This window comes from Mesorhizobium sp. M8A.F.Ca.ET.208.01.1.1 (assembly GCF_004791315.1).
GTDB lineage: Bacteria > Pseudomonadota > Alphaproteobacteria > Rhizobiales > Rhizobiaceae > Mesorhizobium.
The window spans coordinates 113,644-132,691 of record NZ_SRUT01000003.1; the positions used below are offsets into that span (position 1 = coordinate 113,644).

Genomic DNA, 19,048 nt, shown 5'->3' on the forward strand with positions numbered 1-19,048 from the left:
CGTCTCCCAAATGCTGCTTAAGGCAGCCACCGTGTCGCGCGGTACTATGCCGCAATATTATCATGGTTGTCGCGGCACGTCATATGTCTCGAGCTTCACGCCCCGGAACACGCCCACCGACACATTCTTCGGCGGCTCGGGCTGCACATACTTGACCACTTCCTTGACGACTTCCCGCACTTCAGCTGCCGCCGCTGGAGCGGGCTTAGCCTTGCCCAGCTCGTCAAGCCGGCTTCCAACGCGCTCCACGGCCTGGGTGAGCCCGGCAATCTTGTCCTCGGCACGCTTGCGCTCAGCTTCCGCCAATGCGTCCGCGGCAGCTTTCTTCTCGAGCTCGGCCTGTCGCTTGGCGACGTCTTCTGGCATTTCGCCGGTCAGGTCGGAAAGCGTCACCCGTTCGGTGGCCTCGCCCTTGCTGGCCGCCGCCTGGCGCAGCGCCAGAGACAATTGGCCGGCGCCGGCTGCCAGGGTCAGCTTCTGTGCGTCCTTGGTGCTGACCTCGAGCGTCACTGACTTGACGACGGTCGGGCTGTCCTTGCTCACATCTGCAACCTGGTCGATGGCGAGAACCTTCATGCTCTGCAGCAGCACGTCGACGAAACTCTTGTCCGCACCGTCGTCGCCACGCACCGTGCGCGTCAGCAGAATATCGACGCGGTCGCCGGGGAAAACGAATCCAGCCACCCCAAGCACGTCGTTGACCCTGATGGAAACGGCTTTCATGCCTTCGCCCAGCACCGCCGAGAGCGTGGCGCGCTGGCCGGGGCCGGTGATCTTGGTGGCGAGAACGGGCTCGTTGGTGCCGATCGCCTGCAGCGCCTGCTTTACGCCTTCGCCAGCCAGCATCTCTTTCGTTGTCTTGAAAGCGCCGGCCGGAACCGCGCCCGCCGGCCACGCTATCTCGCGCAACTTGTCGTCGGTCAGCGTGTCACCGAATTTCAAAGGTACGGCCGCCACCACCACCGTATCATGCGGGACGTCATCCGTCCGCGCCATGGCATTGCGCTGGCTGGCCAGCCAGATATTGGCGAGCACCACCGCCAGTACGCCGAACACGCCGGCGAGGACAATCATGATAAGCGTATTAGCGCGCATCTTCCCACCCCACCATCGCCCGCCGGGCGAATGTCAGCCCCTTCAAAGCGCAGAATTCTGGGCCGAAATCGAGCGATTCCGGCCCAGAAGGTTTTTAGCAAGTGCCACCGGCACTACCATCAGCCTTCAGGCCCTTGCCGTTCAGGTTCGCGCAAAGGCCGGTGAATTGACTGCCGACCCATCCGCCGATGGCAATAACCGCAATGATCGATGCGGCCGCAATGATGCCGATCAGGATCGAGTATTCCACCATGGCAGCACCGTTCTCATCATCGCGGAACTGCCTGGCTGCAATGATAAGCCTTTTCATGGCTGTATCCTTCGCCTCAGCAGGTGCCGCCAGCGGTACCATCAGCCTTCAGGCCCTTGCCGTTCAGCTTCGTGCAGAGGCCGGTGAACTGGCTGCCGACCCATCCGCCGATGGCAATAACCGCAATGATCGATGCCGCCGCAATGATGCCGATCAGGATGGAATATTCGACCATGGCAGCGCCGTTTTCATCGTCGCGGAACTGCCGGGTCATCGTCATGAGCTTCTTCATGTCAATTTCTCCCTTTGGAGGTTTGAACCCGACGAGACAGAGCCAAGGATGAACTCCATACCCAAGCATCCCCCGTCATCTCGATCCTAGGTCCCGAGAAATTGCGGAGTCAAACGGGATTAACGGTTCCTTAACTTCCCAATACATGAACTTGCGAGTTGAGAGCGGCTTTAAATTTCAGCAAGAGCTTGATTCGTCTAATTTTTCAAGCGCCCTTAACCATTCGTTCACAATTATGCGTAAGGCCTAATAAAGTGACAGCTACTTTAGATGTGTAGCATATCCCTTTATATCTAGGGGGTTATAGCCAGATATGGAGTGGATTCCGATGTCGGAGCACGCAAGGGCACAGGAGGATCTAAAGCTTAGTCGCACACTCATGTTTGGCAACGCGGGGATCATAAATAAAAACGATATTTTTTGGGTGCGCTCCTTAACTATGTTGAAAGTATTGCCGGCATGTGAGGCGCCCCGGCGCTTGTGCGTCGCTTGGTTAACGTTTAGTTTCCGCTAATATGCGCTGGAGGGGTATAAGGGATTATGCTGGGGCGGTTTATCAAGGGACCAAGCGAGCAGCAGGCCGCGACAAAGGCCGAGCCGCTGACTGTACTGCCCATCGTTCCGGCTGTTTCTCCAGTTGTTGATATAGAACCCCATGGCGACGACTTCCTGACGCTGAAAGTCGAACTGCATCGCCATTTGATTGACAGGTTCAATCTATCCGCGCTCGAAACCGCGTCCAAGGACGAGATTCTGAACGAGATCCGCCCGATCGTGCGCGAGTTCGTGCGCAGCCACAGTGTGCCGCTGAACGCTCGCGAGCTTGATCAAATTACCAGCGAGACTGCCGACGAGATGCTGGGACTCGGCCCGATCGAACCGTTGCTCAAGGATGACACGATCACCGATATCCTGATCAACACCCACAAACGCGTCTTCATCGAGCGGCGTGGCCTGGTTGAAGAGACGGCCATCCGGTTTCGTGACGAGGCGCATCTGCTGCGGGTCATCAACAAGATCGTTTCAGCCATCGGCCGGCGCGTCGATGAATCCTCGCCGATGGTCGATGCCAGGCTGGAGGATGGATCGCGCGTCAACATCGCGGTGCGGCCGATCTCGGTCGACGGCCCGCTGGTGTCGATTCGAAAGTTTTCCAAGAATCCCTATTCGCTCGAACGCCTGGTGGCGCTCAATTCGATCCGTCCGCCAATGGTCGATCTGCTGCGGATCGCCGTGCAGGCGCGCAAGTCGGTCCTCGTTTCGGGAGGGACGGGCAGCGGCAAGACGACTTTGCTCAACGCTCTGTCGAGCTACATTCCGTCCAGGGAGCGCCTGATCACCATCGAGGACGCGGCGGAACTGCAGCTGCAGCAGCCTCATGTCGGCCGGCTGGAGACACGCCCGCCCAGTGTGGAAGGAAAGGGAGAGGTTCGCCAGCGCGAGCTGGTCAAGAACGCGCTCCGCATGCGTCCCGACCGTATCATCGTCGGCGAGGTTCGCGGCGAAGAGGCCTTCGACATGCTGCAGGCCATGAACACCGGCCACGAGGGCTCGATGACCACCATCCATGCCAACACGCCGCGCGATGCGATCTCGCGGCTTGAGCAGATGGTCGGCATGGCGGGAATGCCGATGACGCATGAGTCCATCAGGGCGCAGATTGCTTCCGCCATCGACGTCATCGTGCAGACACAGCGCCTGTCCGACGGCGGCCGGCGCGTGACATCGATATCGGAGATTACCGGTATGGAAGGAAATGTCGTCCAGATGCAGGAGATCTACACCTTCGTGCGTCGCGAGGTGACGGTTGACGGTCAGATCGTCGGGGAATTTCGCGCTACCGGCGTTCGCCCACGTTTTGCCCCGGAAGCGGCGACTCTCGGGCACCATTTCGCCAAGGACGCCTTCAATCCCCAGGTTGCGCTCTAATGCCCACCGGCCAGACCTTGCTCTACTTTATTTACACGCTTACGGCCGCGGCCGTCATTCTCGCCGGCGAGGCGCTTTATCTGTCTTTCGCCGATCGCCGATCCCGTGCCGGCATGATCAACCGGCGGCTGAAGCGATTGTCCGATGAGGTTCCGGCCGAAAGGACCTTGCAGGGATTGCTGCGCGAACGCGGCCTGACGGATACCGGTGATTTTCTTTTCGGCATGGTCGGCTTGAACAGGCTCTACACCCAATCCGGCATTACCGGAAACCCGCTGACTTTCGCCGCGATGTTCCTGGTCTCAGCCCTTGCGATCGCGCTGCTTTTCTCATTCCTTCTGCGTTTTTCCATATTGCCTTGCATCCTGATTTTTCTGGTGACCGGATTTGTCCTGCCACTTCTGCTTCTGCGTCGTGCGCGCAGGAAACGGATCCAGAAATTCGCGAAACAGCTCCCGAATGCACTCGACATGATCGTGCGTTCGCTGCGGGCGGGGCACCCGGCAACGGTGGCCATAGGTCTGGTCGCGCGCGAAATGCCCGATCCGATTGGCACGGAATTCGGCATCGTCTCCGACGAAATCACCTTCGGACTGAGCATCGAACAGGCGGTGCGGAAGCTTTCCCAGCGCGTGGGCTTCGAAGGCCTCCACCTATTGTCTGTGTCGCTGTCGATCCAATCGAAAACTGGCGGCAACCTGACCGAGATCCTGGCTAATCTTTCGTCGGTTCTGCGCGAGCGTCAAAAACTCAGGATGAAGATCAGGGCGCTTTCGTCGGAGGGCCGGGTGTCCGCGTGGATCATTTCGCTTTTCCCGCTCGTAATGTTCCTGCTCCTCCAGCTCGCCGCTCCGACATATTACGGCCAGATATGGCACGACCCTTTGATCATGCCGGTGTTCGTGATCTTCGGAACATGGGCGCTGCTGGGTGACTTCATCATGTATCGCATGGTCAATTTCGATTTCTGACAGGAGCGAGCCATAAACCTGCTATCGAATATTCAGGGACTGAGTTTCCTGGTTTCCACCGCGGTGTTCGTGGCGGCTGCGTCGCTGTTTCTGTTCGGTGCGCTTGTCTTCTTGCCGGCGTTGCAGACGCGCAAGCTGGTTGCCCAGAGCCTGACGTCGGAAGGCATCGTCGACCGCCGCTCGCTCGCGGGGCAGGAACAGTTGCTCAAAATCTCGGCGCAGCGTCCAGTTGACGCCTACTTTCGATCGATGGAGAAGGAACGCAACGAGCCAAATGCGCTCGAGGCGAAGCTTTTTCGCGCCGGGTTTTATCAACCCAGTGCTCCGCTCATCTACACCTTGTCGCGGCTGGGCGCGGTCTGTATCGGCTTTTTGGTTGCCTATGCCCTCCTTGTACGAGTACTCCCGCCTCAACTCCCTGCTTTCATGGCCTTTGCCGGTTCCGCGTTGTTCGGACTCGCCTGCATCGTGATCCCAGCTATCCTGCTCGACCGCTTCGAGAATGCTCAAAAAAATATCTATCGTCGCGGATTCCCCGATTTCATGGACATGATGATCACCTGTGCCGACGCCGGCATGAGCCTGGAGGCGGCGGTCGAACGTGTCGGCGCCGAACTGGCCGGCACCCACAAATGGCTGGGCATCCAGCTTGCGATCATGAACCTGCAATTGCGGGCCGGCAAACCGTTGCGGGAGGCGCTGCGTGAACTCGCGGACCGCATCGGGCTGGAAGAGGCGCGCTCCCTGGCCGTGCTGTTCCGGCAGTCGGAGGAACTCGGCACCAGTCTGACGGATGCGCTGCGCGTCTATAGCGACGAGATGCGCGGACAAAGAATTCTGAGCGCTGAGGAGAAGGCCAACGCCCTGCCTGTCAAAATGATGATCCCGTTGGGATTATGCATCTTCCCGGTGGTCATGATGGTGATCATGTTGCCGGTGATCATCCGCATGAAGGGCATTTTCTTCTAAATCGTTCTATGCTTTGATTCTAAAATAGAGTCGCCGGACTCTGGGGGATAAAATGACAGGGCCAATGCGCCTCGCAACCGTCGTCGCTGCCAGTCTGTTGATGGCAGCCCTTGCCGGCTGCCAGACAAACGGCGCCGACACCACTGGCGGTGTCGTGCGCACCAATGAACCTTCGAAAGGCGATGTGACGTCCTTTGGCGATGCGTTCGACGGATTGAAGACGGTCGGCGACGTCGAATATTACGCATCGGACCAGGCCGTGGCCGAAGCCAAGAACCAGTTCCGCGCGGAAAACTATGGCAACGCCGGCGCGCTGTTCTTCAAGGCGACGCAACTGGCCCCCAATGACGGCGGCGCCTGGATGGGACTGGCCGCTTCGTGCGACCGGATCCACCGCTTCGACCTCGCCGACCGTGCCTATGGCCGCGCCTTCAAGCTGATGGGGCCGTCGCCCGAATACTACAACAATGTCGGCTATTCCGATCTGCTGCGCGGCAAACTGCAGGACGCGCGCGGCAATTTCCTCAAGGCTTATGAGCTGGCACCAAACGATCCGACCGTAGCCAACAATCTGAAGCTGCTGTCGTCGAGCGTGCAGAACATCGAGCGCTAGCATGCTGCTCGTCGAAGCGCTGCTGTTGAAGGCCCTCGCCATCCCGCTGCTCGCCAGGATTGCGTGGCTCGACTTCACGACCCAGAGGATTGCCAATCGCGATGTGCTGCTGCTGCTCTGCCTGGGAGTGGGGTCCCTGTTGCTCCTTGTGCTCCGATCCGGATCCTGGTTGGACATGGGCTTGAGCGCGGCTGCCGGCCTCGTGCTGTTTGTAGCCTTGTTCCCGTTCTGGCTCTTGCGCAAGATCGGTGCCGGCGACGTCAAGCTGATGGCGGTCGTGCCTTTTCTGACCGGCGGCGAAGACCTCGTCGTTTTTTCCGTGCTGCTCCTGGTTTTCGCCCTCGTCACTGCAGGGGCAATGAAGAATCCATTCCTGCTGCCCGCGGGCGCCTTCCGCATCTACGTCCAGCATCTCGATCGCAAAGGCGTTGTGCCGTTTGGCGTGCCGATCTCGGTCGCGGCGATCTGCACGACAGCCCTCGTGATCTATGAAAATATGGTGTTGGCGAGCAGTTCTGGAATCCTGAATCAGCTTAACTAACCCCGGCAGCGCGGGCAGCCGCCATCGACCAGAAGATTCCGGTTGTGATCGTCGATTGGATGGCACCTGCGCGATCGACTGCCAAGGGGTCAACGGATATAGGCTTGGCGCCCTTGATCTGGTCCTTGCAGGTACTTCGCTTCGTTGCCGCGCTGATGGTCGTATATGTCCACGCGGCCCAGACCGCCGTTACGGCCACCGGATCCAATGGCCTTTTGCCTCACGATTTGCAGGTGGCCGGCTTCGCGGGCGTAGACATCTTCTTTGTCATATCCGGGGTGATTATTGCCAGGACGGCACCTGGCCTGACCTGGCGATCCTTCGCTTGGAGACGGTTCCGGCGCATCGTTCCGCTCTACCTGCTGATCAGCATCCCCTATGCGATCGTCGCCTACAAAACCGGCTTCGGCTGGCGGGACGCGGTGGCGACACTCCTGCTGTGGCCCGCTACGGATCAAATGACCGCGCCAGCATTGCCCGCGGCCTGGACGCTGTGCTTCGAAATGCTGTTCTACGCCGCCGCAACCGTGGTTCTCGTCGACCGGCGGCTGCTATGGGGTCTCCTCGGTATCTTCGGCCTCGCAATGATGTTTCGCTCGGCGGGTCCGGTGCTGCAGTTTCTTGGCAACCCGCTGATCATCGAGTTCGGCTTTGGCATCGCTCTCGCCTATGCACCCAAGTGGAAACCGGCGGTGTGGTGCCTGCCGAGCGGCGCCGCGGCGATGATCGCTGTGGGATTCATCGGGATGGCGCCGCAAGGGGGGACGATGGAGTTTCTCGCCGGCGATAACGGGTTCCAGCGCGTGCTGGTTTACGGTCTCCCGGCGGCGATGATCGTCTTCGGCACGATGCAGATCGACGCACAGCCGAGCGCATGGACGGTTCTCGGTGATGCCTCCTATATGCTTTATCTGATCCACACTCTGCCGATAACGCTGCTTTTGATGGTGTGGACCGTTTTTCCGATTCCTGCCGACCTCATCATCGTGATCGGCACCGCAACATCAGTTCTTTTCGCTTGGCGGATGTACATCCTGTTCGAGTTGCCGCTGCGCAAATTCCTGCGCCGGCATGATCCCCAGCTGAAGACTGGCCGCCATCCAACTGGCCTGGCACTACGGGATTGACGCATACGCTTCGACAGAAGCTGCCCAGCTTCGAGACGGAAATCTTGTTCCCGACGACTCTCCATGATCGGCGGCGGCAGTCACGAAATATTACGTGAGGGAACGCCCGGGCCGCCAGTAGCTTTGACAACCGAGGCGGTTGTCGCCTCGTTCAAAACTCCAAAGGAGATCAAGAATGCCCAATCAAGGTGGAAGCCATGAGCAGCATGTGAAAGCAGGCCAGCAGAGCCATAAGAACATGGACGACAAGAACCGTCAGCAGCAGGCGGCGGGCGGCAGCCAACGCCAGCAAGGTGACGGGTCGGGCACGCGCGGCGGGACCCATGAACAGCATGTGAAGGCTGGCCAGCAAAGTCACAAGAATCGCTAGCCAGAGCTTGATGGCACCGAGCCCGTCCCGAGCAATCGGGATGGGTTCTGCATGTCACACCACTCATCGAAAGCCGCCCGGTTCACTGCCGGCCAGCAAACCGAGAGAAAAGGATTTTGATGCCCGATCCGAGAGAACCCGATCCCAACCGCGATGTGCCCATGCCGGCTCCCAATTGGAAGCCCGAGCCGATCGGCGAACCGGAGCCGGACCGATTGCCCGACGAGGCGCCGCTACCCAATCCCGACGAGAATGAAGAGCCCCCGATGCATGCGGCCGGCTGACCGGATTGCCCACGTCGTTGGGGTCACTCTTCGTCGAAGCGGCCGCCTTCCCTCGAAGGATCGCGTGAAATGACCGCCTCCTCGACATCGTCGGGCAATGCCTCGTCGCTTTCCTGGTAGGGGTTGTCGTCGTCTTCCTCGGGCAAGTCGCCTTCCTCCTCGGCCCCGTCTTCCACCGCCGCATTGTCGGGAAGGATTTTCGCCCCTGCGAGCGCGTCCCAGTCCTGCTGCCCCATGGCGGGACCTTCGGTTTCGTCGGGGTCTTCGGCCTGCACCGCCGGTTGCTCTGTTTTGCGGGGGTCCATCGTCGTTCTCCGAAATCCTGAGGAGTTGCCCCGGTCGCCTGGCGCCCGGGGCACAAACTTGCCACCTAGGCGGCCTGTTCCAGGGCACGCTCGTTGACGCCGCCCTCGCCAAGGCTGGAAAGGGCCTCGTCGGTCGCCATCTCCTCCTCGAGGGTCGCGTTGAGGAGGTTGACCACGTCGCCCTTGCCGAGCTGTTCGGCCCAGGCGATCAGCGTGCCGTAGCGCGCGATCTCGTAGTGTTCGACGGCCTGCGCCGCCCCAACCAGCCCGGCGTCCAGCGCGGGGGCGCCCTTGTATTCCTCGAGGATTTCCGAACCCTCCTCGAGGATGCCGTCGATGGCGGGGCAGGTCTTGCCCCGGGCCGGCTTGTCGAGAAGCTCGAAGACCTGTTCGAGGCGATCGACCTGGCCCTCGGTCTCCGCCAGATGTTTCTCGAACGCCGCCGCAAGGTCCTCGGATTCGGCGCCCTTTGCCATTTTCGGCAGCGCCTTCAGGATTTTCTTCTCGGCATAGTAAATGTCCTTCAGCCCGTCGAGGAACAAGGCTTCAAGGCCCTTCGTTGCCGCTTTCTTCGCAGTCGCCATAATTGTCATCTCCAATTGTCGTGAAGCCCACCATCGGTGTAGCTGGGACTCAACTTGCTATCGGGACGGTTGTTCCAGCCGTCTCGCAAAGAGGCTGCCTCCGGCTCGGCCCACGCGCCGCCGCGGGGCGAACTCCCTCACTGGATCTGCCGCATGGTGCACTGGCGCGGCGCCTTGTCCGGCCGCCAGCGCAACAATTTGGTGCCATGCCGGAACCTGTCGCCGGTGACGTGATCGAAGCGGACCTCGACCACCAGTTCCGGCCGCAGGGGTTCCCATTCGCCGCCGCGCTGCGTGCTCCAGCGGCTCGGTCCGCCTGGCGCCTTGCCGGTGAAGCCAGGTCCGCCACGCAGCTTTTCCAGCTTTCGGGTGACGCCGGCCCGGTCGTCCCTGCCGATGGTCGAGGTAAAGCCGACATGGTTGAGTTTGCCGCTCTCCTCGTAGAGGCCGAGCAGGAGCGAGCCGACCTCCTTGCTGCCGGCCAGATAGCGAAATCCGCCTACCACGCAGTCGGCCGTACGCAACCGTTTGACCTTGACCATCGCGCGTTCGCCAGGCCGGTAGGGGTCGGCCAGCAATTTGGCGACGACGCCATCGGTGGGGCCGTGGCCGGCCCCTTCCAGCCAGCGCCTGGCGGCCGCCGGATCGGTCGCGCTGGGCGAGAGCCGCAAGCCGGGCTTGGCCCAATCCCGAACGAAGCCCTCGACCGCCCGGCGGCGGCTCGACAACGGTTCGTCAAGCAGGATCGTCCCGTCCGGCGCAACCGGCATGTCGAACAGGATCAGCCGCGCCGGCGTTTGCACGCTCAGCTTGCGGATACGGCTTTCGGCCGGGTGAAGCCGCATCTGCAGTGCGTCGAAGGAAAGCTGGCCTTCGAGTTCGATGACGATTTCGCCATCGACAACGAAGTTGCGGGCCTCGACCTGCTGCAGCATGGCGACGAGCTCCGGGAAGTAACGGCCGAGGGGTTTGCCGGATTTCGCGCGCAGGTCGACATCCCTGTCGCCTTTGAAGGCGAGGCAGCGAAACCCGTCCCATTTGGGCTCGTATTGCCAAAGGCCTTCGCCTTCCGGGAGGGCATCGGCGGCCTTGGCCTCCATGGGAGGCGTGTCCAGGGGGAGGGCAAACCTGTCCTTCATTGAGCCGTTCAGTGGGCGTGGTGTTCGGCATTCCTCTTGCGCGTCGCCGCCGCCTTCTTTGCCGATTCGGACCGGCTCGCGGCCGATCGGGATGCCGACGCCCTTCCGCCGCTCTTGCCGCCCTTGTGCGCTGCCGGATGGCCCGTGTGCTTGCCACGCCCGGAGCCGCCTTCCTTCTTGCCGCCACCATCGTCCTTGTTGACCGTTGCCCATGCGCGGCGCTCGGCTTCCTTGTCGGAGACGCCACGCTTCTCATAGCCTTCGGCGATATGGTCGGCCTTGCGTTCCTGCTTGTCGGTGTATTTGGATTTCTCGCCTCGTGGCATGATCGCTACTCCTTCTCGCTGGAGGTTGAACGTTAGGCCGGCGCCCGGGTTCCAACGCGGTCGGCGAACCGCCGTTCCCGACATCGCCCATGACCGCGGCCTGGCTGCTACTCCTCGGGCGCCGTCGCTGGTGCGGTGTAGCGCCGCCGTACGGCATCGAGCACCCGCTTGCGGCTCTCTTCCGCCGAAAGCTTCCTGTCCTTTTCAGCCTCGGCGGTTTCGCGGGCGAGGTCCTTGTCCCTGATCTGGTGGCGGAACCATTTCGAATAGTCGCCCGCGCGCAGATGGAACTCCCAGGTCTTGTCGTCTATGCCTTCGGCCATCTGGGCAAAGATCAACAGATTATGGGCCCTCAGGTTCATTGCATCGTCGGGACCGCGGAAATAGAAGCTGCCGGTCTCATCGAGTTGGCCCTCGGCATATTTGCGGCTGTGGCGCTTGAGAGACTGGCGAGGTTCGATCACCTTGACCGTCGTGAGTTTTTTGCGCACCTGCGGCCGCCAGAACAGGACGCGGTCGCCCTTGGGCGTGGGAATGTCCTTCGGTGGCTCGATGCCGGTCTCGCGGCAGAAGGCCTTCACCACGTCCTTCGCCGTCGGTCCAAGGGCGATAACGGCCGTAACCAGGCGCAGGGCGTCGGTCGAAATCGCTTCGGGATGGACGGTGATCAGGATTGTTCCCGGCAGTTCCAGGGAGAGCACGGAGCGCGTATCGTCGCGCCGCTTCGGAAGAAGATGGTGCGCTTCGTCGATGACCAGCCAATGCGGTCTCGCGGTGCGGCGGCGGAAGCTGCCAAGGCCAGGCAGCAGGTCGGCAAAGAAATCAGGCCGTTCGTTGACACGCAGCGAAAGCCCGTTGACGACGACATTGCTGTCGGCCTTGGCGACCAGATCCAGCACCTGCGCCTTTGTGGGCGCGCTCGATCCGTCCCCCAGCCGAACCGCACCCTCGAGGCCATCATAGTCGCCTTCGGGGTCGAAGACGCAAAACTGAAATCGGTTCTCGACGAAGCGTTCCGTCAGCGCGGTGGCCAGGGTGGATTTGCCGATGCCCGAACTGCCGGCGATGAGCACGCTGTCGGTCGGCGACAGATAGATGTCGTCGCCACCTGACGATCCCAGAACAATGCCGTCGTGGCGCCTCGGCACGATCCCATGGTCGCGCTTGATCAGCTTGGCGATCAGTTCCTCGACGCCTTTGCCGCGTGCACCGCTCGTGACCAGGGTTGCGGTGCTCTTGACCGCGGGAATGGCATTGTCGACCGCAACGCTGCAGCCGCAGGCCTGCAGGAAGGCATGATCGTTCTCGGCGTCGCCGATACCCACCACATTGTGCGGCGACAGGCGAAGATCCTCGAGCGCGGCAGCCAGCCCGGTGGCTTTGTTGACCCCGCTCGGCAGGATCATCACCGCACCCTTGTTGAAGATGATTTCGAGCTCGAGCCCCATCTTCTTGATGACTTCGAGCACGGTCGCCTGATGTGGCTCCCAGGTGGCGACGATCGAACGTCCCACCGAAAGTGGCTTCACCCCCTGCTTTTTCAGTCTGGCGACGAATTTGGGCTCCGGCGATAGCGAGATCACCCGCTCCTCCTCGCTCGCCGGGGTGTAGATCAGGGCACCGTTCTCGGCGACGACCTTGTCGAACAGGCCGACATTGGGAAACACGCGCTTGAGGTCGGGCAGCTCGCGTCCGGTGACCAGAAGCAGTTTACGGCCACTTTTCTTGAACCGCTCCAGCGCGGCGAGCGTCTTCTTGGAGACAGCCCCGTCATGCGCGAGCGTCCCGTCATAATCGGTCGCCAAGGCAATGAAATACATTGCGATGACCTCAGTAGCCGCCGACGATCGGCAGGATCTCGCCGGTGATGTAGCTCGAGCAGTGCGGAGAGGCCAGGAACACATAGGCCGGAGCCAGTTCCTCCGGCTGTGCCGGCCGTTTCATCGGCGTGTCCGCGCCGAATTTCGAGACGTCGCCGGCTTGCTTGTCGGACGGATTGAGTGGCGTCCACACCGGGCCAGGCGCGACCGCGTTCACTCTGATGCCCTTGGCGATGAGATTGCCCGAAAGCGCGCGCGTGAAGGCATGGATGCCGCCCTTGGTCATCGAATAGTCGACCAGTTGCTTCGAGCCGTCTATGCCGGTAACCGAACCGGTGTTGACGATCGCCGAGCCTGGCTTCATGTGCGGCACCGCTTCCTGTGCCATATGGAAATAGCCATAGAGATTGGTCTTCAGCGTCGTATCGAAATGTTCTTCGGTCAGGTCGCTGAAGTCGCTGGAATGGATCTGGAAAGCGGCGTTGTTGACCAGCACGTCGATGCGGCCGAATGTTTTGACCGTGGCCGCCACGGCATCGTGGCAATCCTGCCGTTCGCTGACGTCGGCCTTGATCAGGATGCAGCGTCGACCTTCTTTTTCGACGGCGGATTTCGTCTCTTCGGCGTCCCTGTCCTCGGCCAGGTAGACGATCGCGATATCGGCGCCTTCGCGGGCGAACAATACCGCCACCGCACGACCGATGCCGGAATCGCCGCCGGTGATGAGAGCCACCTTCTCCTCGAGTTTCCTTGATCCGAGATAATAGGGAGCATCGTAGAGTGGGGCAGGTTCGATCGCCGCTTCATGCCCGGGTTTGGCCTGATGTTGCTTGGGGAAGGGCGGCTCGGGATAGGTGCGCGCGCCTGCCTGCATGGCGTGCTCCGCCTTGCCGTTGCGCTTCGATTTGTCCCTGGCATCGATGCCGCGCTGGATATGGCGCTGCTTGGCGGCTTCGCCGGCGGTCCGGGATTTCGTCTCCATGGCTGTCTCCTCGGCTGAAGAAAGTTCGCGCGCCAAACCGAAAGGTCAGCGCGACGCATAAAGCTTGTCGAAAGGTGTCGCCGCCCGTCCGTGTCAGTCCTTGACATAGGCGCCGGGTTGGCGGCCCGCTCTTGGAGACTTCGCGTCCTTCGAACGTTCGGAGATCGCCGGGCCCGCACCGGATGTCTTTTCGGTTGCAGGGCTGGGTGTCGCCTTGCCAGGCGGGTTCTGGCCTTCGGACTGATGTGTTTTCTCATTTGTCTGATCCGCCTGTCGCGTGAGCCCCATCCCGCCTGCCGGCGGCTTGTTGCCCGCCGCATCGGGCGAGAAATCGTCGCTCGGATCCGGGCCGGTCCTGGCGGGATACTTCCGTGCGCCGGTTTCATATTCGGTCCTGTCGCGTGCCATGGCTGCCTCCGTGTTTGCCTGAATGCAAAACAGCCGCGGGCCGATCAGGTTCCGAACAAACGCCCTTGAACCGCGATGCAGGCTGTGCCGGCAGGGCAAGTGTTTCGCATCGGCCGGCAAAAACAGAATGTCGTTCCTTACGGATCGCATAAGTGCGATATAAATATCGGCCATTGGCGATATATAGGGAATTCATGGATCACGATGCCATCCTGAAGGCGTTGGCCCATCCGGTTCGGCGCCAGATGCTGAACTGGTTGAAAGAGCCGGAAATGCATTTCACGAGCCAGGAACATCCACTGGCCATGGGCGTTTGCGCGGGGCAGTTCGAACGTTGCGGTCTGTCGCAATCAACCGTGTCGGCCCATCTCGCCACGCTTTCATCGGCGGATCTGGTGACCACACGCCGCCTAGGTCAATGGGTATTCTACAGGCGGAACGACGAAACGATCGCCGCTTTCCGCGCTTCGCTCTCCGATATCTGAACCTGCATTTGCTTGAGTATGAAAGGCCTTCCGATGACCACACTTTTCGACCCGATAGCGGCCGGCGACCTCGCCCTCGCCAACCGCATCGTCATGGCGCCGCTGACGCGCAATCGCTCGCCGAATGCGGTTCCAGGGGATCTGTCCGTCACCTATTACCGCCAGCGTGCCACCGCGGGCCTGATCGTGACCGAAGCGACCGCGATCACTCATCAGGGCCAGGGCTATGCGAACGTGCCGGGTCTTTACGCGCCAGAACAGCTCGCCGGGTGGAAGAAGGTCACCGACGCAGTGCACGCCGAAGGCGGCAAGATCGTCGTTCAGCTCTGGCATGTGGGTCGGATTTCCCACACATCGCTGCAGCCGGGAGGCGGCAAGCCCGTTGCGCCGTCGGCGATCCGCGCGAAATCCAAGACCTTCCTGGTGGGTGCCGACGGCAGCGGCAGCTTTGCCGAGACGTCCGAGCCGCGGGCCCTTGAGGAAGGCGAGATCCAGGGCATCGTGCAGGATTTTCGGCGCGCCGCGAAAGCGGCTATCGAGGTCGCCGGTTTCGATGGCGTCGAGATCCACGGCGCCAATGGCTATCTTCTCGACCAGTTCCTGCGTTCGGGCAGCAACCATCGGACCGACGCCTATGGCGGTTCGATCGAAAACCGTGCCCGCTTCCTGTTCGAGGTGGTGGAGGCGGTCGTCGATGAAGTCGGCGCCGGCCGGACCGGCATCCGGCTCTCGCCGGTGACACCGGCCAATGACTCCTCCGATCCCGAACCCCAGCCCTTGTTCGAACACGTGGCCAGGGAACTCGGCCGCTATGGATTGGCCTATGTCCATGTCATTGAAGGCGCGACAGGAGGGGCCCGTGATTTCCAGCAAGGCGAGCGGCCGTTCGACTATGCCGCCTTCAAGGCGGCCTACCGCGATGCGGGCGGCGCCGGCGCCTGGCTGGTCAACAATGGCTATGACAGGGAACTCGCGGAAGCCGCGGTTGAGGCAGGGCGTGTCGATCTGGTCGCTTTCGGAAAATTGTTCATCGCCAATCCCGATCTCGTAGGCAGATTACAACAAGGCATCGCGCTGAACGCCCCCGACAGCAATACGTTCTACGGGGGCAGTTCGAGGGGATACACGGACTATCCGACGGCGGCATAGCAGGTCGCCGACTGAACCGAAGTTCCGGCGGATCGCGGTCAATCCCGCCATGCCGGAACTTCGACCGATCACTCAATGCCGCTCGGGATGCCCAGCCCATGACACATAAAAAGCAGCTGCGGCTCGGCGCGTTCATGCGCCCGGTCAGTTTGCACACAGGCGCCTGGCGTTATCCCGGCGCCTATCCGGACGCCAATTTCAACTTTGCCCATCTGAAGCGCTTCGCCCAGACGCTTGAGGCGGCGAAGTTCGATGCCTTCTTCATGGCCGACCATCTGGCAATGCTCAACATGCCGATCGAAGCGCTGCGGCGCAGCCATACGGTGACGTCGTTCGAGCCATTCACGCTGCTGTCGGCGCTGGCCGCCGTCACCGATCATATCGGGCTGGTCGCCACGGCATCGACGACCTTCGATGCGCCCTATCATGTCGCGCGCCGCTTCGCCTCGCTCGATCATATCAGTGGCGGCCGCGCCGGCTGGAATATCGTCACCACGTCCAATCCCGACGCGGCGCTGAACTTCGGTCTCGACGAACATGTCGAGCATGATGAGCGCTACCGGCGGGCGCGGGAGTTCCACGATGTCGTGACGGGGCTGTGGGACAGCTTTGCCGACGACGCCTTCATCCGCGATCCTGAAAGCGGGCTCTATTTCGATCCGGCGAGGCTGCATGTGTTGGATCACAAGGGCGAGCATCTTTCGGTGCGGGGCCCCCTCAACATCGCTCGGCCGGTGCAGGGCTGGCCGGTCATTGTCCAGGCCGGCGCGTCGGAAGCCGGACGGCAACTGGCGGCCGAGACGGCGGAGGTCATCTTCGCCGCGCATGCCGACCTCGCCGCCGGGCAGCGTTTCTTTGCCGACGTCAAGGGCCGGGCGCAGAAACTCGGCCGCTCGCGCGACGACATCAAGATCCTGCCCGGCGCCTTCGTCATCGTCGGCGACAGCGCCGAGGAAGCACATGCCAAGCGGGCCAGGCTCGACAGCCTCGTCTATTATGAAAGCGGCATCGCCTCGCTGTCGATCGCGCTCGGGCATGATGCGTCCGGTTTCGACCCGGACGCGCCCTTGCCGGACATTCCCGAAACCAACGCCAGCAGGAGCGGCCGCGAGCGCGTCATCGAACTGGCGCGCCAGGAGAAGCTCACCGTCAGGCAGCTCGCGCAAAGGCTGGGTGGCTATTCAGGCCTTGCCTTCGTCGGCACGCCAGGGACCATCGCCGACGAAATGGAGGAATGGCTCGTCGCCGAGGGCTCCGACGGGTTCAACGTCATGTTTCCCTATCTGCCCGCCGGACTTGATGATTTTGTCGGCAAGGTCGTGCCTGAACTGCAGCGGCGGGGCATATTCAGGACGCAGTATGAAGGATCGACGCTGCGGGAGAATCTCGGCCTGAAGCGGCCTCCCAACAGGTTCTTCGCGTAGAACATCATCCGAGGAGGGCTATGCAATGTCGACGCTGACGAACACCCGCATCGTGCTCGCGGCGCGGCCGCAAGGCCGGCCCAAGCAGAGCGATTTCCGCGTCGAGTCCGTCGCCATCGGCGAGCCGGGGGAGGGCGAACTGCTGTTGCAGATCCTCTATCTGTCACTTGATCCATATATGCGCGGCCGCATGAGCGCCGCCAGGTCCTATGCCAAGCCGGTCGAGATCGACGGCGTGATGGAGGGCGGCACGGTGGCTCGTGTCGTCAAATCCCGCCATGCCGGCTTCGCCGAGGGCGATATCGTGCTGTCCCACTCGGGATGGCAGAGCTTTGCCGTGTCCGACGGCGTCGGCCTGCGCAAGCTTGATCCTGCGGCGGCGCCCGTCACCACCGCGCTTGGGGTGCTCGGCATGCCGGGCTTCACCGCCTATGCCGGCTTGCTCACCATAGGACGGCCAAAAGCCGGCGAGACCGTGGTCGTGGCGGCCGCCAGCGGCGCGGTCGGATCGGCCGTCGGCCAGATCGCGCGCATCAAGGGGGCTCGTGCGGTCGGCATCGCCGGCGGCCCCGAAAAATGTGCTTTCGTGCGCCAGGAGCTCGGCTTCGACGCGGTCGTCGATCATCGCGCCGACAATTTTGCCGAGCAACTGAAGGTTGCCTGTCCCGGAGGCATCGACGTCTATTTCGAGAATGTCGGCGGTCCGGTCTGGGATGCGGTGTTTCCGCTGCTCAACGAGTTCGCGCGCGTTCCGGTCTGCGGGTTGATCGCGCAGTACAACATCCCTGCGGATTCCGGCGCCGACCGGCTTCCGGCGCTGATGCAGCAGGTGCTGCATCGCAGCCTGACGATAAGGGGCTTTATCCAGCGCGAATTTGTCGATCAACGCCCAGCCTTCTATCGCGAGATGGCCGAATGGATAGCGTCCGGGCGTGTGCGGTACCGGGAAGATATCGTGGACGGCATAGGGAATGCGCCACAAGCTTTTCTGGGGCTTCTCGAAGGAAAGAATTTCGGCAAGCTCATTGTGCGGGTCGCGAGATAGTCATCTCCCGGACGGCCAATTTCGGGAGGCAGTCTTTTAGGAATGAGAGCATGGCGATACACTTCCCTGCCTGCCGGCCCGCTTCATGGCCGGGCTCGCCCCCGCAGGCAATCGCGTCGAGCAGATTGATGCGCGCGCTGCCAGACACCGCCATGCTTCTTCTTCAGCGCGTCCCGGGAAGAAAAATCTTCTCCGATTTCGTCCTACGGCGATCGTCAATTCCTTTCGTTCGATACCAATGTCTATAAAAACTATGGACATTCTGGCACACTGGCTCGAACATACAACAAGGCGTCCATCATGACCAATCCGGCCATTGTCGGCTTCTCCGGCAATTTCACGCGGCCCTCCAAGACCCGTGGCTTCGTGGACCATATCGTGACGGAGATTGCCGGGCGATACGGCCTCTCCGCCAGCACCCATGACATCGTCGATCTCGGTCCCAGTCTTGGCAGTGCCAAAGGGACGCGCGACCTGGATGGACAGGCCCGCGCCATTCTCGAGCGGATCCTGGCCGCCGATGTCCTGGTGGTCGGCTCGCCCACCTACAAGGGCAGCTATACCGGTCTGTTCAAGCATTTCTTCGATCTCGTCGACCCGGCCGCCCTCAGGGGCAAGCCGGTGCTATTGGCGGCGACCGGCGGCGGCGACCGCCATGCGCTGATCGTCGAGCATCAGCTGCGGCCGCTGTTCGGCTTCTTTGAAGCCTTTGCGCTGCCGACGGCCGTCTACGCCTCGGAGAAGGATTTCGTCGACGGCGTGCTGGCATCCGAAGCGATCCGGGCCCGCGTCGGCCTTGCGGTTGACGATGTCGGCCTGGCGCTCTTCGGCAGGCAGCGCGCCAGGATCGCCGCCGAGTAGCGTGCTCCGGAATATATCCCGCGCGCCAACCTCGTCAGGCGCGCGGTGGTGCGACTTCCAGGCGCTGCCTGAACCTCTT

23 protein-coding genes are annotated in these 19,048 nt (G+C 61.8%); 13 read left to right on the top strand and 10 right to left on the bottom strand.

The genetic code is table 11. From position 1 onward, the window contains the following. Positions 1-60: 60 nt before the first annotated feature. The 3 genes from cpaB to EN851_RS17290 all read right to left on the bottom strand — a co-directional run bounded on the left by cpaB (position 61) and on the right by EN851_RS17290 (position 1,637). Positions 61-1,095, bottom strand: coding sequence for a Flp pilus assembly protein CpaB (gene cpaB, locus EN851_RS17280; RefSeq protein WP_135864975.1), 1,035 nt, complete (start codon positions 1,093-1,095; stop codon positions 61-63). A gap of 94 nt (positions 1,096-1,189) precedes the next feature. After that, positions 1,190-1,405, bottom strand: a complete 216-nt coding sequence (locus EN851_RS17285; protein ID WP_135864977.1) for a Flp family type IVb pilin — start codon at positions 1,403-1,405, stop codon at positions 1,190-1,192. A gap of 16 nt (positions 1,406-1,421) precedes the next feature. Next, positions 1,422-1,637 (bottom strand): Flp family type IVb pilin, encoded by a 216-nt coding sequence (locus tag EN851_RS17290; RefSeq protein ID WP_135864980.1) that lies wholly within the window; start codon positions 1,635-1,637, stop codon positions 1,422-1,424. A 540-nt stretch (positions 1,638-2,177) separates the two neighbouring features. Between EN851_RS17290 and EN851_RS17295 the strand changes: the two genes are divergently transcribed. The 8 genes from EN851_RS17295 to EN851_RS17330 all read left to right on the top strand — a co-directional run bounded on the left by EN851_RS17295 (position 2,178) and on the right by EN851_RS17330 (position 8,441). Beyond that, positions 2,178-3,566, top strand: coding sequence for a CpaF family protein (locus EN851_RS17295; protein WP_127870465.1), 1,389 nt, complete (start codon positions 2,178-2,180; stop codon positions 3,564-3,566). Between the two features lie 176 nt (positions 3,567-3,742). After that, on the top strand, positions 3,743-4,537 hold the full coding sequence (locus EN851_RS17300) for a type II secretion system F family protein (RefSeq protein ID WP_245520764.1): 795 nt from the start codon (positions 3,743-3,745) through the stop codon (positions 4,535-4,537). Between the two features lie 18 nt (positions 4,538-4,555). Then, the gene (locus EN851_RS17305) at positions 4,556-5,506 is read left to right on the top strand and encodes a type II secretion system F family protein (protein ID WP_135864984.1); all 951 of its coding nucleotides are present in this window, start codon (positions 4,556-4,558) and stop codon (positions 5,504-5,506) included. Positions 5,507-5,558: 52 nt separating this feature from the next. Beyond that, the gene (locus tag EN851_RS17310) at positions 5,559-6,119 is read left to right on the top strand and encodes a tetratricopeptide repeat protein (protein WP_189521876.1); all 561 of its coding nucleotides are present in this window, start codon (positions 5,559-5,561) and stop codon (positions 6,117-6,119) included. Position 6,120: 1 nt separating this feature from the next. After that, positions 6,121-6,660 (top strand): prepilin peptidase, encoded by a 540-nt coding sequence (locus EN851_RS17315; RefSeq protein WP_135929658.1) that lies wholly within the window; start codon positions 6,121-6,123, stop codon positions 6,658-6,660. A gap of 104 nt (positions 6,661-6,764) precedes the next feature. Continuing rightward, positions 6,765-7,787 (top strand): acyltransferase, encoded by a 1,023-nt coding sequence (locus tag EN851_RS17320; protein ID WP_245520765.1) that lies wholly within the window; start codon positions 6,765-6,767, stop codon positions 7,785-7,787. A gap of 175 nt (positions 7,788-7,962) precedes the next feature. Then, the gene (locus EN851_RS17325; RefSeq protein WP_127870469.1) at positions 7,963-8,157 is read left to right on the top strand and encodes a hypothetical protein; all 195 of its coding nucleotides are present in this window, start codon (positions 7,963-7,965) and stop codon (positions 8,155-8,157) included. A 119-nt stretch (positions 8,158-8,276) separates the two neighbouring features. Continuing rightward, positions 8,277-8,441 carry a hypothetical protein gene (locus EN851_RS17330; RefSeq protein ID WP_127281181.1) on the top strand — a complete coding sequence of 55 codons (165 nt, stop codon included), beginning with the start codon at positions 8,277-8,279 and terminating at the stop codon, positions 8,439-8,441. 23 nt (positions 8,442-8,464) lie between these two features. Here the strand turns inward: EN851_RS17330 and EN851_RS17335 are convergent, their stop codons facing one another. From EN851_RS17335 to EN851_RS37215, 7 genes are all read right to left on the bottom strand, one after another. Next, on the bottom strand, positions 8,465-8,746 hold the full coding sequence (locus tag EN851_RS17335; RefSeq protein WP_127281180.1) for a hypothetical protein: 282 nt from the start codon (positions 8,744-8,746) through the stop codon (positions 8,465-8,467). 65 nt (positions 8,747-8,811) lie between these two features. Then, complete coding sequence (locus EN851_RS17340) at positions 8,812-9,330, bottom strand: ferritin-like domain-containing protein (RefSeq protein WP_127281179.1); 519 nt, start codon at positions 9,328-9,330, stop codon at positions 8,812-8,814. A 137-nt stretch (positions 9,331-9,467) separates the two neighbouring features. Next, positions 9,468-10,469, bottom strand: coding sequence for an ATP-dependent DNA ligase (locus EN851_RS17345; protein ID WP_135929659.1), 1,002 nt, complete (start codon positions 10,467-10,469; stop codon positions 9,468-9,470). 8 nt (positions 10,470-10,477) lie between these two features. After that, on the bottom strand, positions 10,478-10,795 hold the full coding sequence (locus EN851_RS17350) for a plasmid stabilization protein (RefSeq protein WP_135929660.1): 318 nt from the start codon (positions 10,793-10,795) through the stop codon (positions 10,478-10,480). Positions 10,796-10,902: 107 nt separating this feature from the next. Further along, positions 10,903-12,615: an HAD-IIB family hydrolase gene (locus tag EN851_RS17355; RefSeq protein ID WP_135929661.1), complete on the bottom strand. Its 1,713-nt coding sequence runs from the start codon at positions 12,613-12,615 to the stop codon at positions 10,903-10,905. Between the two features lie 10 nt (positions 12,616-12,625). Next, positions 12,626-13,597 carry an SDR family oxidoreductase gene (locus EN851_RS17360; RefSeq protein WP_135881749.1) on the bottom strand — a complete coding sequence of 324 codons (972 nt, stop codon included), beginning with the start codon at positions 13,595-13,597 and terminating at the stop codon, positions 12,626-12,628. Between the two features lie 93 nt (positions 13,598-13,690). Next, positions 13,691-14,179, bottom strand: a complete 489-nt coding sequence (locus tag EN851_RS37215; RefSeq protein WP_245520766.1) for a hypothetical protein — start codon at positions 14,177-14,179, stop codon at positions 13,691-13,693. 20 nt (positions 14,180-14,199) lie between these two features. Here EN851_RS37215 and EN851_RS17370 point away from each other — a divergent pair, with 20 nt between their 5' ends. The 5 genes from EN851_RS17370 (at position 14,200) to msuE (ending at position 18,969) form a co-directional block, all read left to right on the top strand. Continuing rightward, entirely contained in the window at positions 14,200-14,490 is a 291-nt protein-coding gene (locus EN851_RS17370; RefSeq protein WP_127279601.1) for a metalloregulator ArsR/SmtB family transcription factor, read from the top strand. Positions 14,491-14,523: 33 nt separating this feature from the next. Further along, positions 14,524-15,639, top strand: a complete 1,116-nt coding sequence (locus tag EN851_RS17375) for an alkene reductase (RefSeq protein WP_135929662.1) — start codon at positions 14,524-14,526, stop codon at positions 15,637-15,639. 98 nt (positions 15,640-15,737) lie between these two features. Then, a complete protein-coding gene (locus tag EN851_RS17380) occupies positions 15,738-17,063 on the top strand; it encodes an LLM class flavin-dependent oxidoreductase (protein ID WP_135929663.1) in 1,326 nt (441 codons plus the stop codon). A 25-nt stretch (positions 17,064-17,088) separates the two neighbouring features. Beyond that, positions 17,089-18,108, top strand: coding sequence for an NADP-dependent oxidoreductase (locus tag EN851_RS17385; RefSeq protein WP_135929664.1), 1,020 nt, complete (start codon positions 17,089-17,091; stop codon positions 18,106-18,108). Between the two features lie 300 nt (positions 18,109-18,408). After that, positions 18,409-18,969 (top strand): FMN reductase, encoded by a 561-nt coding sequence (gene msuE / locus EN851_RS17390; protein ID WP_127278025.1) that lies wholly within the window; start codon positions 18,409-18,411, stop codon positions 18,967-18,969. Positions 18,970-19,048 lie beyond the last annotated feature (79 nt).

Excerpts from the sequence above, each read along its gene's own strand:
- msuE (WP_127278025.1), top strand. The coding sequence starts at position 18,409 with ATGACCAATCCGGCCATTGTCGGCTTCTCCGGCAATTTCACGCGGCCC.
- EN851_RS17385 (WP_135929664.1), top strand. The coding sequence starts at position 17,089 with ATGTCGACGCTGACGAACACCCGCATCGTGCTCGCGGCGCGGCCGCAA.
- EN851_RS17340 (WP_127281179.1), bottom strand. The coding sequence starts at position 9,330 with ATGGCGACTGCGAAGAAAGCGGCAACGAAGGGCCTTGAAGCCTTGTTC.
- EN851_RS17315 (WP_135929658.1), top strand. The coding sequence starts at position 6,121 with ATGCTGCTCGTCGAAGCGCTGCTGTTGAAGGCCCTCGCCATCCCGCTG.
- EN851_RS17335 (WP_127281180.1), bottom strand. The coding sequence starts at position 8,746 with ATGGACCCCCGCAAAACAGAGCAACCGGCGGTGCAGGCCGAAGACCCC.
- EN851_RS17370 (WP_127279601.1), top strand. The coding sequence starts at position 14,200 with ATGGATCACGATGCCATCCTGAAGGCGTTGGCCCATCCGGTTCGGCGC.
- EN851_RS17350 (WP_135929660.1), bottom strand. The coding sequence starts at position 10,795 with ATGCCACGAGGCGAGAAATCCAAATACACCGACAAGCAGGAACGCAAG.
- EN851_RS17380 (WP_135929663.1), top strand. The coding sequence starts at position 15,738 with ATGACACATAAAAAGCAGCTGCGGCTCGGCGCGTTCATGCGCCCGGTC.
- EN851_RS17295 (WP_127870465.1), top strand. The coding sequence starts at position 2,178 with ATGCTGGGGCGGTTTATCAAGGGACCAAGCGAGCAGCAGGCCGCGACA.
- EN851_RS17355 (WP_135929661.1), bottom strand. The coding sequence starts at position 12,615 with ATGTATTTCATTGCCTTGGCGACCGATTATGACGGGACGCTCGCGCAT.
- cpaB (WP_135864975.1), bottom strand. The coding sequence starts at position 1,095 with ATGCGCGCTAATACGCTTATCATGATTGTCCTCGCCGGCGTGTTCGGC.
- EN851_RS17325 (WP_127870469.1), top strand. The coding sequence starts at position 7,963 with ATGCCCAATCAAGGTGGAAGCCATGAGCAGCATGTGAAAGCAGGCCAG.
- EN851_RS17290 (WP_135864980.1), bottom strand. The coding sequence starts at position 1,637 with ATGAAGAAGCTCATGACGATGACCCGGCAGTTCCGCGACGATGAAAAC.
- EN851_RS37215 (WP_245520766.1), bottom strand. The coding sequence starts at position 14,179 with ATGGCCGATATTTATATCGCACTTATGCGATCCGTAAGGAACGACATT.
- EN851_RS17310 (WP_189521876.1), top strand. The coding sequence starts at position 5,559 with ATGACAGGGCCAATGCGCCTCGCAACCGTCGTCGCTGCCAGTCTGTTG.
- EN851_RS17360 (WP_135881749.1), bottom strand. The coding sequence starts at position 13,597 with ATGGAGACGAAATCCCGGACCGCCGGCGAAGCCGCCAAGCAGCGCCAT.
- EN851_RS17285 (WP_135864977.1), bottom strand. The coding sequence starts at position 1,405 with ATGAAAAGGCTTATCATTGCAGCCAGGCAGTTCCGCGATGATGAGAAC.
- EN851_RS17330 (WP_127281181.1), top strand. The coding sequence starts at position 8,277 with ATGCCCGATCCGAGAGAACCCGATCCCAACCGCGATGTGCCCATGCCG.
- EN851_RS17345 (WP_135929659.1), bottom strand. The coding sequence starts at position 10,469 with ATGAAGGACAGGTTTGCCCTCCCCCTGGACACGCCTCCCATGGAGGCC.
- EN851_RS17375 (WP_135929662.1), top strand. The coding sequence starts at position 14,524 with ATGACCACACTTTTCGACCCGATAGCGGCCGGCGACCTCGCCCTCGCC.